Genomic DNA, 13,588 nt, shown 5'->3' on the forward strand with positions numbered 1-13,588 from the left:
TTTGAGTGTCAAAAGCCTTAATCTAGAGAATGGATTAGGGCTTTTATTTTTCGCTGTTGCTAAAAGCATCCTCAAACTCAATATCATCATCAATAACTCCTTTAAAAGCCTTTATCCAAGCATTACCAAAAATATTTACCACAGCAGTTAGCGTATTAGATTTTACATTATTCAAATTTCCTTCAATAGGAATTTTTGTAGCTAATGTATTAGTCTTATGATTTTTTAATATGAATTTAAAAAAGCCTACAAAACCTTCCCATAAAACTCCAAGAAAACCATCATCTTTACTTATAAGTTTAGAATCTATAACCATAGGTTTCATATAACCTTTAAGATGGCCATCGGCAATGGCAACTTCACTAAAAAGCTCAAATGTTCCACTTTTAAAATCAATACCAGTATAGTGTCTTGTAAAAGGATTAAGAGCAGTAACGTTAGCTTTTTGTAAAGCAAACTCAACATTCATATCAGGTATTTCTTTGATAAGGTTAATGTTGCCGTCTAATTTTACGTTTCCATTTCCTATAGAAACTGCTGTTGCAGAAATAGGAGACGGTAAAGTACGTTCCATAGAGGTTACATTTCTTAAATTATCAGCGTAGAGTTCAAGCTTATCAAAATGTAAATCTATATTTGGATTTGCCTGCAATTCCACAAAGGCAATTTTACCATTATGGACTTCAAAGTGGTTAATTTCAATCGGTACTAAATCTGTCAAAGCTTTTGTCCAATCATCAACATCAGGCATTTCTCCTTCGGTTTGTTGGTCTTCAAAAACATAAATAACCTCTGGGCTATCCATTACAATTTCACTAACAATTTTTCCTTTAAGTAGAGATTTCCATTCAATAGAAATATCGCTTTTCGGAAATTTTAAAAAAGGAACTTCTGTCTTGGCATTGATTTTATTGAGATACATACCTTTAATAACATAAGCACCTCTTATGAGTGAAATGTCAATATCATCAACAGCTCCATGGTAACCTGGTAATTCGGCTAATACCTTATTAACTTCATATTTAACGTAATATGGTAAGTAAATTCTAAGACCTAACAAAATAATAATTATGATGATTGGTAGTGTATAGCGCTTCTTTTTGTAAGGCTTTCTTATAGATTTTGTTTTGGTAGGTTTTGAGCTCATACACTCAAAGTTAATAAAGGGCTTAAATTAAATTTTGACAATTGTAATTAGTTTAACATTTGTGATATATAGTTTCAAAAAACTAATAGTTGTATTAAATTTACCAACTTGCAAAAACGTACATTTTGATTTCACAAAACACCATATCTCAAGTCTTTGAAACTTCTCGTGTAGAGGAGGTCATTGGTGATTTTGTACAGTTAAAGAAATCTGGGAGCAATTTTAAAGGCTTAAGTCCATTTAGTGATGAGCGTACTCCTAGTTTTATGGTGTCTCCAGTGAAACAGATTTGGAAAGATTTCTCAACAGGAAAAGGCGGTAATGCTGTGACATTTTTAATGGAGCACGAGCATTTTACGTACCCTGAAGCTATAAAATATTTGGCCAAGAAATATAATATTGAAATCGACGAAATTGAAAGAACTGACGAGCAGAAAGAACAAGCCAATACAAGAGAAAGCCTGTATTTGGTAAGTGAATATGCTAATGAGTATTTTCAAAAAGTACTACATAAAACCGATAAGGGAAAAGCAATAGGTCTAAGCTATTTTAAAGAGCGTGGATTTAAGGAAGAGATTATTAATAAGTTTCAGCTAGGTTATTCCTTAGATGAATGGCAAGCCTTTACAGATGATGCCTTAGGTAAAGGCTATCAGTTGGAGTTTTTAGAGCAAACTGGGCTTACTATTGTTAAAGATGAAAGGCGTTTCGATAGGTTTAAAGGTCGTGTGATGTTTCCAATTCACAGTATGAGTGGACGTATACTTGGTTTCGGTGGACGTATTCTAACAAATGATAAAAAAGCAGCCAAATATCTTAACTCTCCCGAGAGTGAAATTTATCATAAAAGTAAAGTGCTTTATGGCTTGTACTTTGCTAAGCAAGCCATCTCAAAAGAAGATAATTGTTATTTAGTAGAAGGTTATACAGATGTTATTCAATTTTATCAAACAGGAATAAAAAACGTGGTGTCTTCTTCTGGAACAGCGTTGACGCCTGAGCAAATACGGTTGATAAATAGATTGACCAATAATATTACAGTTTTATTTGATGGTGATGCGGCGGGAATTAGAGCGTCTATACGAGGTATTGACTTAATATTGGAACAAGGTATGAATGTAAGGGTTTGTACGTTCCCAGATGGTGAAGATCCAGACAGCTTCTCGAGATCTAATACGTTTGAAGAACTTACCGAATACCTAAATGAAAACGCTAAGGATTTCATTCAATTTAAAGCGTCTTTATTGGTAAAAGAGGCTAGTAATGATCCTATAAAGAAGGCAGAAACCATTCGTGAAATTGTTAACAGTATCGCTAAGATTCCAGATCAGATAAAGCGCGAAGTTTATATTCAAGAATGTGCTCGAATTATGGATATAAGCGAGAATGTACTTTTTAGCACATTAGCACAGATCAACAAAAAGGATGTTAATGATGCTAATAAAAAATACCAGCAAGAACAAAAAGCTTTTGAGGTTGTAAAGAATAAAAATCAGTCAAAGCCGAGGGTTGATGTGCAGTTTGAGTTAGAGCAAAAAATTATTGAAATATTAATGCTGTATGGTGATAAAACCGAACAGTTTGAAGATTTAATTCTAAAAGAAGATGAAGCTTCTGGTGAATTGATTTTAGAGCCAACCATACATGAAGCTAAAGTTTTTGAAAAAATATACTTAGATCTTCAAGAAGATGAGATGCAGTTTACCAATGAAAAGTTTAAGGAATTGTATTATTCTATCATTGATAAACTAAATCAGGATGAAAATTTTTCGACAAAAGATTTTATCAATCAACTCGACCAAGAATCTGCCAGTACAGTTACAGGTATCTTGATGGAAGATGAAAAGTATACGTTGCACGATTGGCATCGAAACAATATCATTCCAAAAGAAAAAGAACATTCTATATCTCAATTGGTCAGTCAAACTATTTTGAGTTTGCGCTGTTTTCTTATTGACCAAAAGGTAGCTGAATATAAGAACGAAACTTTAAACCAAAATATAGATACTCGTACTATCATTGAAGATGTAAAAGATTATCTTGGTTTAAAAATGTTATTATCTCGTAAACTAGGAAAAGTTGTTGGAGGCTAAGTAAGGTTGTGATGCTTGGCTTGATGAATTAAATCTATAAGATTGGTAACGTTAAGTTTTTTGAAAAGCCTAGCTTTATAAGTACTTACCGTTTTTTCATTGATATCTAGTTCTTCAGCTATTTCTTTGTTTTTTCTACCTATTGAAAGCAATTTTAAGACTTCAACTTCTCTAGTAGATAGTTTTTTAAACATACGGCTTCGGCTTCTACGAGTATCTTCATAACGCAGATGTTTGTCCATCTTTTCACTTAGGGAAATTTCACCAGAGTGAACTTTTCTAACCGCTTCTTCTATCATGTCTACACTTGCCTCTTTGTTTAAATAGCCAGATGCGCCAGCTTTTAATGTACTTATGGCATAAATTTCTTCTGGTTGATGACTAAACATTAAAACGTTAATAGATTTGTTTTCTTTTTTAATAGCTCTAAGGGCTGTAATACCGTTTAGTTCGGGTAAATCTATTTCAGAAATTATTACATCAACTTTTTGTTTTCGTATAAAGTCAAAAATTTCAATACCACTGCCGAGACTTCCTACGACTTTAAGATCTGGTTTCGAGTTAAGATAAAGTTCCAAGCCAGCTCTTACAATAGGATGACTGTCAACAATCAAGATTTGTATCATGACAATTATTTGGTTAGGGTTAAAAAAATACGATAGCAAAAGCTACGTCAAGGATATAGCGGAGATTTGTTGCTTAAAGTTAGTTAAAATTTAATTGATTTTCTAAAAATATTCGATAAAATACAATTTTTACCTTAAAATATTAGGAATTTCACAAACAGGTATCGGAATCATTTTATGTTGGTTGGCTGTATTGTAACTTGTGAATATTTCAAAAACTCTTCGTTTTCTGCCTTCAAAATCATCTGCGGTTTTGCCTTCGTCTTTCATTTTCATAGCCCATTCCAGCTCCGGATACGAAGCTCCTATTTGATCTTCATCACTACGTGCATCACCAAAAAGGCCATCACTTGGTGCCGCCTCCATTATAGATTCTGGTACTTCAAGATATTTACCAAGTTCATAAACTTCAGACTTCATTAAATCAGCAATAGGACTTAGGTCAACACCACCATCTCCATATTTGGTGTAGAAACCAACACCAAAATCTTCAACTTTATTTCCTGTGCCAGCAACAAGTCTTCCTAATAAACCTGCGTGGTAATAAAGTGTAGTCATTCTTAATCTGGCTCTGGTATTGGCTAGTGCCATATCAACAGTTTCTTGTTTTCCTTCGAGGCTTACTTCGGTTTTAAACTCTTCAAAAACAGGAGTTAAATCTACTCTTGTTTCTTGTACGTTGGTAAAACGTTTTTGTAATTGGGCTATATGCTCGTGAGCTCTTGAAACATGACTCTCAGCTTGGTGTATAGGCATTTCTAAACACAAAACATCTAAACCGGTTTTGGCACAAAGTGTTGAAGTTACGGCAGAATCTATTCCACCTGAAATACCAACTACAAAACCATTTACTTTGGCTTTGGTAGCATAATCTTTTAACCAATCCACTATGTGATTTACAACCTTTTCTGTTTGCATAATTTTTGAAGTTTTAATGTAAAGAAGTGTACCTTTGCACAACAAAAGTAAGAGAATAGTGTTAGGATTAAAAATGTTTTACCAAATGCCATTAAGAATTTACGTAATATTAATTCTGGGAGTATGCCTGATGTCTTGTGAAGAAGCATCTAAGGTAGAAAAAGAAATAGATAAAGTTGATGTCGATTTTGTAGTTGAACGTTTTGATAAAGCATTTTTCGAAGCAAAATCAACTGATTTGCCTAGGCTAAAAAGTGCTTATCCTTTTCTTTTTTCAAAGCATGTGCCTGATTCTCTTTGGATAGATAGAATGAATGATACGCTTCAAAGAGAACTTCTTGAAGAGGTAACTTCAAAATATACAGATTTTAAAAGCGTAAAGGCTGATCTTAAAGATTTGTTTCAGCATTTAAAGTATTATGACAAATCGTTTAGTTCACCTAGAGTGATTACACTGACGAATGATGTGGATTATAGAAATAAAACAATTGTCACTGACACTCTAGTTTTAATGGCGTTGGATAATTTTTTAGGGTCAGAGCATAAGTTTTATAAAAATATACCAAAGTATTTGGCAGCAAATATGAATGAGGCTCAAATAGTGCCAGAAGTAGCAGAAGGATATGCTAAAAAGTATGTGTTTCAGAATGAGAGAAAGACCTTGCTAGATGAGATGATTTACTTCGGAAAGCTTCTATATTTTAAAGATGTAATGATTCCATTTGTTACAGATGCAGAAAAAATAGGATATTCAGAAGAACAATTACAATGGGCAGAAGCCAATGAAAGTCCTATTTGGAGCTATTTTATAGAAAAGGAGTTGTTGTATAGTACAGATGCTAAGTTGTCTAGCAGATTTATTGCAGATGCACCATTTTCTAAGTTTTATCTTGAATTAGATAATCAATCTCCTGGAAGGTTGGGGCAATATATAGGTTGGCAAATAGTGAAAGCTTATGCTGAGAATACAGGTGAAAAGCCAATGTCTATCTTAGAGGAAGAGCCCGAAGAAATTTTTAGAAAATCAAAATTTAAACCAAAGAAGTAATGTCAAAAATCATAAAATCAAAAATAGAGCTTAACGTAGAACTTGACGAAAACCGTGTGCCTGAAAAATTAAAGTGGACAGCACAAGATGGTGGTGTGGTTAATGAAGAAGCTAAAGCTATAATGCTATCGGTTTGGGATAGTAATGCTCAAGAAACTTTAAAGATTGACTTATGGACTAAAGATATGCCTGTAGATGAAATGAAAAAGTTTTTTCATCAGACTTTAGTAACCATGAGTGATACTTTTCATAGAGCAACCCAAGACGAAAAGATGACCGCAACTATGAAAGATTTCTGTGATTATTTTGCTGAAAAATTAGAGCTTAAGAAATAGCTTTTCTAGATTAAGGAAGGCTTGATTCCTTTTCTCTGTCTTCAGCTTTAAAGTAAGGGGTAGAATCGAAGCAGTCTGTTTCTACATTCATATAATCACGATTCTTTAATTTCATTTTTACAAAAGCATCTACATCATATACTTCATAAACATAGAGTTCGTTGTGTTTTCCTGCAATTGTTTTCTTGTCTAAGTTTATAAAAGAGATCATTTTGTTAACCATTTTTTGATCTCCAAACCTTCTTATGCTTCCAGAACCTGAAGCATTATTGGTCTTATAAACTATCCAATAAGCTTGGACAACTCTTTTTCCAGGATTAGCTGAAACTGTATTGTTATTTGCAAAGAAAAGCGCATCATTCTCTTGTTGTGTATCTGCTTTTAATACACTGTTTTTCTCAACTTCAGTTATTTTGTTTGTAGTTGGAGTGTGTCTTTTTGTGATCTTAATTGAGTTTTCTTCAACAGTTGCTTTAGTTTCTTTTACGGAAGCAATCTCAGATTTTAGTTCGTTTACGTTGCTTGAATTTTCTCTTCGTTCAGAATTATTTTTGTTTACAATAACAATTCTGTCTTCTAGTGGAGTCGTCATTGGGTTTTCTGGCCTTTCACTAGCTTTTGGCATAGCATTGCCAAATAAAGAAGTGTTTCTTACTGGGTTTGGTATATTCATAGCAGGCCTTGTGTCTATAATCTCATTTCTAAGTAATGTGATTACTATGAGTCTGTCTGGTAATGCTGCTTCAACAACAAATCTGCCTACAGGAATATCTTGTAAAGGAATCGTTACTTTGGTGTTTTTTACAATTTGAGATTTTTCAAAATCACTATTGAAAATTTCTACTTTATAAATTGGACGTTCACTTTCTAGGATAAGGCTGTCACCTGCATCATTCAAGTGGTGCTTCAGTTCTTTAGCTCTAAAATTAATGTTTTGTAAAAGTGTGGATTTTTGACCATAGGCTAAAGTAGCCAAAAGTATAAGGGTAAGGGAATACAATGTTCTTTTCATAAGTAGGTTTTGTCTTGGGGGAACAAATAAGAACTTATCATTGGGTTCTAAGTTCTAAAACAAATGTAATAGACAAGACCAATGTAATGCTAAAATATAGATATTTTACATATTTTTTAGATTAGGTGTATGATTATTCGTTTTTCTGTAGCAGAAAATTTAAAAACAAGGTAACCTTTTGGTAATACAGTTTGCTAAATTTAGAGATTTAGGCTGGCTATATTTGTAGTGCTATTAGTCATTAATTAAAAACATTAGTTAGGCTTTCATATGGAGAAAGGAAACTAGTGTTTTTCTATTTTAAACCAGCTATGGTTGCTGTTTCTTTTTTGCTAGTTGTATAATAAGGGTTTGGATTAAAGGCTTCAGAGTTTGAAGTGTATACATAATCAGAATTAACAGACTGAAATTCCATAAATTTTTCGGTGTCATAAATTTCCCAAACAGTCAGTTCGTTAGATTTTGTAGTAGAACTTTTAAACTCTATTTTATTTTTTAAAACCATACGTTCCATAGACTTTTCGTCTACTAACCTCATGGTTTTACTTGTGCTACTACCATTGTTTATTTTAATTACAGTGTAGTAAAACTTTTGATTTTTTTTGCTTGGATTTTTTGCTCTACCTCTTGTTAATAAAAATTCTATACTTGTTTTTGGTGAGCTTTTTATAACCTTCAAACCTTCATCTAGCATCATTCCCATACCTTCTACGATTTCTTTTTTAGAAGATGAGGTGTTAGTAATATCATCATATTTTATAATATCCATTACAACGATTTTATCGGTTAATTTAGCTTCAATAGAAAATTCGCCGATAGGAATTTCTCTCAGTGAGATTGCAGTGTTTTTATTTTCAACTTTAATAGATGTCTCAAAATCTTCGTTGAAGATATCAACTTGAACAATATTTTTATCTGAAGATAAAATCAAACTATCCTTGGTTGAATTTAAGTGGTGTTCTAAATCTTGCGCTTTAGGATTGTAGTTTTTTAATAGTGTAACTTGACTATTTGAAAGTGTAGTCGAAAGTAGGATTAGTAGTGTGCATATTCTTTTCATAATATTCACGTTTTAGATTTGAGGATAATGAATTAATCGTAAAAATCAGCGCTTATTATTGCTAATTACATAGCTAAGGTAGAGTTGATTAGTAAATTCGCAATAAGAAGGCGATATTCCGTAGTTTTTTTAGGTAATTAGCACTCGTAAACGATGTAAAGCAAAAAAATAGGATTTAATTAGGTTTTGTTTCACACTTGTTTATCATAGATTTAGTTAATTTTAAGCATGAGAAAAATCCTTTTTGGCGTTATTATAACATTAGTAGTTCTTTTTACTTTTAAATATTGTGGAGATAAAAAGAACAACGAAATAATTTTAAAAGAAAACTCAGCTTTAATTCAAGAACAGCTAAAAAATGTAAGCAAGTTGGTTGTTACTGAAGGTCACTTTAGCGAGGTGTTTAGTTACAAGAATTCAAAAGCAATTTTTGGAGATTTAATTGAAGTTGAAAAGAAAGCTTTGGTTGTTGTTAACGCAGATGTAACAGTGTCCTATGATTTAAGCAAATTGGAATATGATATTGATGAAGAGAATAAAATATTACTTATAACACATATTCCAGATCAGGAAATTAAAATCAATCCAGACTTTGAATATTATGATATCCAAGCAGATTTTTTAAATCAATTCGAAGCCAAAGACTATAACGATATTAAAGAGACAGTGAAAAAGCAATTGATGAAAAAAATCGAGAATTCAGATTTAAAATCAAATGCTAAAAATCGCTTGTTAAGTGAAATCTCTAAATTTTATATTTTAACTAATTCACTTGGTTGGACGTTACAATACAACGAAAATATTATAGAATCCTCTAATGAAATTGGTGATTTAAAACTATAGTTTTTTCTTAAGGTTTACCCAGCCACCACCATTAGTAGCTTCAATATTGTGTAAATTTAGGAATTTAGCAGCCTTTGCCGAACGGACACCACTTGCACAGCATACAATAATGGGTTTATTGAGTTTCTTTACTTCTTCTACGCGATTGTTTAACTCGTTCAATGGAATATGTTTAGCATTATCAATATGGCCACTGTCCCATTCCTGTTGGCTTCTAACGTCTAATATCAATGCTCCATTTGCTAAATAGTCTTCAACTTCTCTCTTTTTTGTGCCGAAAATAAAATCTAAAAATCCCATACTTAAAATTTAATTAAATTTACGAATAATAAAAGACTATATAAAGTATTGAAGGGAATAACTCGTAAGGAAGAAATTGTTAAAACAGCTGCAAAACTGTTTAAAGAAAAGGGCTACAGTGCAGTAACAATGCGAGATTTGGCTACGGCAATGGGAATAAAAGCGGCAAGTCTTTACAATCATATTAGCTCTAAGCAAGAAATTTTAAAGGAAATCATTATTTCTTTGGCAGAAGATTTTACCGAAGGCATAAAAAATATAGAGAAATCAAACCTTACTAGCATTAAAAAAATTGAAGCGGTAGTGAATCTTCATGTAGATATTACTTCCAAGAATACTGATGAAATGGCTTCCTTAAATAATGATTGGGTGCATTTGGAAGAAAAGTTAGAATATTACCTTTTACTCCGTTCTAATTATGAAGATGAGTTCAGGAATATTATCAAAAAGGGAATAGAAAATGATGAAATTGTTAATGAAAATATTGATGTTATTCTCTTTTCAATTCTATCAACTTTAAGGTTATTGTATCTGTGGATTTCTAAGAAAGAGGACTTAAAACCTAAGGAGCTGTCCGAACAATTAAGTAAAATCCTTGTTAAAGGAATTAACAAAGAAATTAATTAATTTTTGTAAATTTGTAAAGTAAACTAACGATTGTTAGTTTTTTTATTGCTCTAAATCGAAAACGTTTTCGAGTAGTACAAATTGTAATAATAGATTAAGATAAATTCTTCCTAGTTTATGCTTATCGCAGTCGAAGTAGGAAGATGTCTGCAGTACAGAAACGCTTATGGCAGAATTTTATAAATTAAAGGTTAAGGATATTTACAAAGAGACAAACGATACGTCAGTTGTGTCTTTTGATGTGCCTTTAGAATTTCAAAAAGCATTTATATTTTCTCAAGGGCAACATTTAACATTAAAGACTATAATAGATTCTGAAGATGTACGTCGTTCTTATTCACTATGCTCAAGTCCGTTTGATAACGAATGGAAAGTTGCTGTAAAAGAAATACCAGGAGGAAAGTTTTCAACTTTCGTAAACTCAACATTAAAAATTGGTGATGAGTTGGAGGTAATGCCTCCAAGTGGAACTTTTGGTGTAAAATGTAATGCTGAGAACGCTAAGAACTATCTGTTTTTTGCAGCAGGAAGTGGTATTACACCAATCCTATCTATGATAAAAGCACACTTAGCAACAGAACCGAATTCTACTTGCAAATTATTCTATGTGAATAAAACAGCTAAATCCATTATCTTTAAGGAAGAGTTAGAACAGCTAAGAAACACGTATTTTGGAAGGTTGGAAATTTATTATTTTTTAACCAAAGAAAAACGAGACATTGAGCTATTTAATGGACGTTTTGATGATGATAAGATGAAAGTGCTCACCAAAACATTTATTGATATTCCAGATACTAGTGAAGTGTTTTTGTGCGGTCCAGAAGATATGGTGAATTACGTAAGTAATTATCTAGCGGAAGCAGGTTTGCCAAAAGAATTAATTCATTTTGAATTATTTGTAAAAGGCTTAACCGAAGAAGATAAAAAACGTGTAGAACGATTGTCTGAACAAAAAATTGATGGAGTCGAAGTTATCATTATAGATGGAGGAAAGGAATTTCGTTTCACAATGCAACAAGACGATGATAATATTTTAGATGGTGCTTTAACAGCTGGTGCAGATTTGCCATTTGCGTGCAAAGGTGGTGTTTGCAGTACGTGTAAATGTCAGGTTATGGAAGGTGAAGTTGAAATGAAAATCAACTACGCACTAGAGGAAGATGAGGTTGCACAAAACTATGTGTTAAGTTGCCAAGCTGTGCCAACGACTAAAAAAGTAGTGGTCGACTTTGATGTATAAACTTCCTGCGAATGCAGGAATCTTATAATATTGAAAAAGAAAAATTATGTTTCACTAGCTAAAAGTGAACAGCTAATAGCAAAAAGCTAAAAAGATGAGTGAAGAACAAATAAAAAATCTAGAAGCAGAATTTGAAGCGCGTATTGCACGTGATGAGAAAATCGAACCTAAAGACTGGATGCCAGAAAAATATCGTCAAACACATATTAGGCAAATCAGTCAGCATGCGCATTCCGAAATCGTTGGGATGTTACCAGAAGGGAACTGGATTACTCGTGCGCCTTCATTACGTCGCAAAGTAGCCTTATTGGCTAAAGTACAAGATGAGGCTGGTCACGGATTATATCTGTACAGTGCCTGTGAAACACTAGGAATTTCTCGCGACGAATTATACGAGCAATTACATTCTGGTAAAGCAAAATATTCTTCCATTTTCAATTACCCAACAGTAACTTGGGCAGATATGGGAGCTATTGGTTGGTTGGTAGATGGCGCAGCTATTATCAATCAAGTACCGCTTTGTAACACCTCTTTCGGACCTTACGCAAGAGCAATGGTACGTGTATGCAAAGAAGAAAGTTTTCATCAGCGTCAAGGCTATGAAATCATGTTGAAGTTATGTGAAGGTACGCTAGAACAGAAGGAGCTGGCTCAAGATGCGCTTAACCGTTGGTGGTGGCCAAGTTTAATGATGTTTGGTCCAACAGATGCAGAATCTACACATACAGAACAAAGCATGAAGTGGAAGCTGAAACGTAAAACGAATGACGAATTACGTCAACAGTTTATAGACCAAACTGTGCCACAGGCTGAAATTTTAGGATTAACAATTCCAGATCCAGATTTAAAATGGAATGAGGAGCGTCAAAGCTATGACTTCGGTGAAATTAATTGGGATGAGTTTTGGCAAGTTGTCAAAGGTCACGGTCCAATGAACAAAGAACGAATGAAAGCCAGAGTAGGAGCATGGGAGCGTGGGGAATGGGTTCGTGATGCAGCGATGACTCACGCACAGAAAAAGCAAAATAGGAAAGAAAAACAAGCAATATAATTCACCTGCAAGGTTTTGGTAACCTTGTAGGTATTAATTAAAGATATTATGGCAACAAAAAACTGGCCACTTTGGGAGGTCTTCGTAAGAAGTAAAAACGGATTAGAACACCGTCATTTTGGAAGCCTTCATGCGGCAGATGCTGAAATGGCTTTAGAAAACGCACGAGATGTGTATACAAGACGTAACGAAGGTGTAAGCATTTGGGTTGTAGAAAGTAAACATATTACAGCATCAAACCCAGAGCATAACGGCGAATTATTTGAGCCTGCACAAGATAAAGTATACCGTCACCCAACATTTTATGATTTACCAGACGAGGTAAAGCATATGTAAAATAACAAAGTTTGTCATCCTGAATTGTCACACTGAGTAGAGTCGAAGTGTTGTTTCAGGATCTCTTTATTAGGGTTAAATGTCACCTTGAGCGCAGTCGAAAGGTCTCAATTTGAATGAAAATGAAAAACAAAAACCTATACAACTACATCCTTGGCATCGCAGATAATAGCCTCATTCTGGGTCAGCGATTAGGAGAACTTTGCGGTCACGGACCAAGTTTAGAAACCGATATCGCTTGCACCAATATGTCATTAGATTTATTAGGACAAGTGCGTAGTTATTATCAATATGCGGCAAAAATTGCAGGTGATGGTAGAACAGAAGATGATATCGCAATGCTGCGTAAAGAACGCGAATACTTCAATGTGTTATTGGTAGAACAACCAAATACCGATTTTGGATATACAATGGCAAGGCAGTTCTTATTCGATGTGTATCATTTTTTAATGTTAACCGAATTAGAAAAAAGTACCGATTTAAATCTGTCTGCAATTGCAAAAAAATCTATCAAGGAAGTAAGTTATCATAAGCGTTTCTCATCCGATTGGATAAAGCGATTAGGAGATGGAACAGAAGAAAGCCATAGTCGTATTCAAACCTCAATAAATGATTTATGGACCTATACAGATGAATTATTCCATCAAACTGAAGCTGATAAAACTATGGTAGCAGAAGGCGTTGGAGTAAATGTTACTAAATTGAAAGACGCTTATTACGAAGAGGTAAATGCAGTTTTAGAAGAAGCAACTTTAAGCGTACCAGAAAGTAAATATTTTCAAAAAGGAGGAAAACAAGGCATTCATACTGAACACATGGGATATTTATTAGCAGAATTACAATACATGCAACGTACCTATCCAAATATGGAATGGTAAAAAGCCCATCTCAGTCTTCCCAAAGGGAAGAAGAAAAATATGAGTAAGGAAAATCAAATATTACAATCGAGTGA

Annotated in this window: 15 protein-coding genes; 9 read left to right on the forward strand and 6 right to left on the reverse strand. The window is 33.4% G+C overall.

The window, feature by feature from the left end; all coding sequences use genetic code 11:
- Positions 1-43 precede the first annotated feature (43 nt).
- A complete protein-coding gene (locus tag AC2H4K_RS10875) occupies positions 44-1,147 on the reverse strand; it encodes a DUF748 domain-containing protein (RefSeq protein ID WP_281138883.1) in 1,104 nt (367 codons plus the stop codon).
- A 125-nt stretch (positions 1,148-1,272) separates the two neighbouring features.
- Between AC2H4K_RS10875 and dnaG the strand changes: the two genes are divergently transcribed.
- A complete protein-coding gene (gene dnaG, locus AC2H4K_RS10880) occupies positions 1,273-3,240 on the forward strand; it encodes a DNA primase (RefSeq protein ID WP_493742396.1) in 1,968 nt (655 codons plus the stop codon).
- Here dnaG and AC2H4K_RS10885 read toward each other — a convergent pair.
- On the reverse strand, positions 3,237-3,866 hold the full coding sequence (locus tag AC2H4K_RS10885) for a response regulator (protein ID WP_493742397.1): 630 nt from the start codon (positions 3,864-3,866) through the stop codon (positions 3,237-3,239). The two genes, dnaG and AC2H4K_RS10885, sit on opposite strands and share 4 nt — an antisense overlap.
- Before the next feature lie 129 nt (positions 3,867-3,995).
- Positions 3,996-4,784, reverse strand: a complete 789-nt coding sequence (nadE, locus tag AC2H4K_RS10890) for an NAD(+) synthase (RefSeq protein WP_493742398.1) — start codon at positions 4,782-4,784, stop codon at positions 3,996-3,998.
- Positions 4,785-4,869: 85 nt separating this feature from the next.
- On the opposite strand from nadE, the gene gldB reads away from it, so the two are divergent.
- Positions 4,870-5,832: a gliding motility lipoprotein GldB gene (gldB, locus tag AC2H4K_RS10895; protein ID WP_493742399.1), complete on the forward strand. Its 963-nt coding sequence runs from the start codon at positions 4,870-4,872 to the stop codon at positions 5,830-5,832.
- Positions 5,832-6,167: a gliding motility protein GldC gene (gene gldC / locus AC2H4K_RS10900; RefSeq protein ID WP_281138878.1), complete on the forward strand. Its 336-nt coding sequence runs from the start codon at positions 5,832-5,834 to the stop codon at positions 6,165-6,167. Before gldB ends, gldC begins: the two co-directional genes overlap by 1 nt.
- 10 nt (positions 6,168-6,177) lie before the next feature.
- On the opposite strand, the gene AC2H4K_RS10905 is transcribed toward gldC, so the two are convergent.
- Together AC2H4K_RS10905 and AC2H4K_RS10910 are read right to left on the reverse strand one after the other, a co-directional pair.
- The gene (locus tag AC2H4K_RS10905) at positions 6,178-7,179 is read right to left on the reverse strand and encodes a hypothetical protein (RefSeq protein ID WP_281138877.1); all 1,002 of its coding nucleotides are present in this window, start codon (positions 7,177-7,179) and stop codon (positions 6,178-6,180) included.
- Positions 7,180-7,474: 295 nt separating this feature from the next.
- Complete coding sequence (locus AC2H4K_RS10910) at positions 7,475-8,239, reverse strand: hypothetical protein (RefSeq protein ID WP_281138876.1); 765 nt, start codon at positions 8,237-8,239, stop codon at positions 7,475-7,477.
- Positions 8,240-8,467: 228 nt separating this feature from the next.
- Between AC2H4K_RS10910 and AC2H4K_RS10915 the strand changes: the two genes are divergently transcribed.
- Positions 8,468-9,082: a DUF4230 domain-containing protein gene (locus AC2H4K_RS10915; protein ID WP_281138875.1), complete on the forward strand. Its 615-nt coding sequence runs from the start codon at positions 8,468-8,470 to the stop codon at positions 9,080-9,082.
- Here the strand turns inward: AC2H4K_RS10915 and AC2H4K_RS10920 are convergent.
- Positions 9,077-9,382: a rhodanese-like domain-containing protein gene (locus AC2H4K_RS10920; protein ID WP_281138874.1), complete on the reverse strand. Its 306-nt coding sequence runs from the start codon at positions 9,380-9,382 to the stop codon at positions 9,077-9,079. The two genes, AC2H4K_RS10915 and AC2H4K_RS10920, sit on opposite strands and share 6 nt — an antisense overlap.
- A gap of 48 nt (positions 9,383-9,430) precedes the next feature.
- Here AC2H4K_RS10920 and AC2H4K_RS10925 point away from each other — a divergent pair, with 48 nt between their 5' ends.
- From AC2H4K_RS10925 to paaC, 5 genes are all read left to right on the forward strand, one after another.
- Positions 9,431-10,009, forward strand: coding sequence for a TetR/AcrR family transcriptional regulator (locus tag AC2H4K_RS10925; protein ID WP_281138873.1), 579 nt, complete (start codon positions 9,431-9,433; stop codon positions 10,007-10,009).
- A gap of 166 nt (positions 10,010-10,175) precedes the next feature.
- Entirely contained in the window at positions 10,176-11,249 is a 1,074-nt protein-coding gene (locus tag AC2H4K_RS10930; protein ID WP_281138872.1) for a 2Fe-2S iron-sulfur cluster-binding protein, read from the forward strand.
- Positions 11,250-11,343: 94 nt separating this feature from the next.
- Positions 11,344-12,300 carry a 1,2-phenylacetyl-CoA epoxidase subunit PaaA gene (gene paaA, locus AC2H4K_RS10935; RefSeq protein WP_281138871.1) on the forward strand — a complete coding sequence of 319 codons (957 nt, stop codon included), beginning with the start codon at positions 11,344-11,346 and terminating at the stop codon, positions 12,298-12,300.
- 48 nt (positions 12,301-12,348) lie between these two features.
- Positions 12,349-12,636, forward strand: coding sequence for a 1,2-phenylacetyl-CoA epoxidase subunit PaaB (paaB, locus tag AC2H4K_RS10940; protein WP_188606830.1), 288 nt, complete (start codon positions 12,349-12,351; stop codon positions 12,634-12,636).
- A gap of 122 nt (positions 12,637-12,758) precedes the next feature.
- Positions 12,759-13,514 carry a 1,2-phenylacetyl-CoA epoxidase subunit PaaC gene (gene paaC / locus AC2H4K_RS10945; protein WP_281138870.1) on the forward strand — a complete coding sequence of 252 codons (756 nt, stop codon included), beginning with the start codon at positions 12,759-12,761 and terminating at the stop codon, positions 13,512-13,514.
- The last annotated feature ends 74 nt before the right edge of the window (positions 13,515-13,588 follow it).

The sequence above is a fragment of the Winogradskyella sp. 266wxhm genome, from assembly GCF_058964685.1.

What these genes read in the sequence shown, in the direction of transcription:
- AC2H4K_RS10875 (WP_281138883.1), bottom strand. Translation starts at nt 1,147, where the DNA reads ATGAGCTCAAAACCTACCAAAACAAAATCTATAAGAAAGCCTTACAAA.
- AC2H4K_RS10885 (WP_493742397.1), bottom strand. Translation starts at nt 3,866, where the DNA reads ATGATACAAATCTTGATTGTTGACAGTCATCCTATTGTAAGAGCTGGC.
- nadE (WP_493742398.1), bottom strand. Translation starts at nt 4,784, where the DNA reads ATGCAAACAGAAAAGGTTGTAAATCACATAGTGGATTGGTTAAAAGAT.
- gldB (WP_493742399.1), top strand. Translation starts at nt 4,870, where the DNA reads ATGCCATTAAGAATTTACGTAATATTAATTCTGGGAGTATGCCTGATG.
- gldC (WP_281138878.1), top strand. Translation starts at nt 5,832, where the DNA reads ATGTCAAAAATCATAAAATCAAAAATAGAGCTTAACGTAGAACTTGAC.
- AC2H4K_RS10905 (WP_281138877.1), bottom strand. Translation starts at nt 7,179, where the DNA reads ATGAAAAGAACATTGTATTCCCTTACCCTTATACTTTTGGCTACTTTA.
- AC2H4K_RS10910 (WP_281138876.1), bottom strand. Translation starts at nt 8,239, where the DNA reads ATGAAAAGAATATGCACACTACTAATCCTACTTTCGACTACACTTTCA.
- AC2H4K_RS10915 (WP_281138875.1), top strand. Translation starts at nt 8,468, where the DNA reads ATGAGAAAAATCCTTTTTGGCGTTATTATAACATTAGTAGTTCTTTTT.
- AC2H4K_RS10920 (WP_281138874.1), bottom strand. Translation starts at nt 9,382, where the DNA reads ATGGGATTTTTAGATTTTATTTTCGGCACAAAAAAGAGAGAAGTTGAA.
- AC2H4K_RS10930 (WP_281138872.1), top strand. Translation starts at nt 10,176, where the DNA reads ATGGCAGAATTTTATAAATTAAAGGTTAAGGATATTTACAAAGAGACA.
- paaA (WP_281138871.1), top strand. Translation starts at nt 11,344, where the DNA reads ATGAGTGAAGAACAAATAAAAAATCTAGAAGCAGAATTTGAAGCGCGT.
- paaB (WP_188606830.1), top strand. Translation starts at nt 12,349, where the DNA reads ATGGCAACAAAAAACTGGCCACTTTGGGAGGTCTTCGTAAGAAGTAAA.
- paaC (WP_281138870.1), top strand. Translation starts at nt 12,759, where the DNA reads ATGAAAAACAAAAACCTATACAACTACATCCTTGGCATCGCAGATAAT.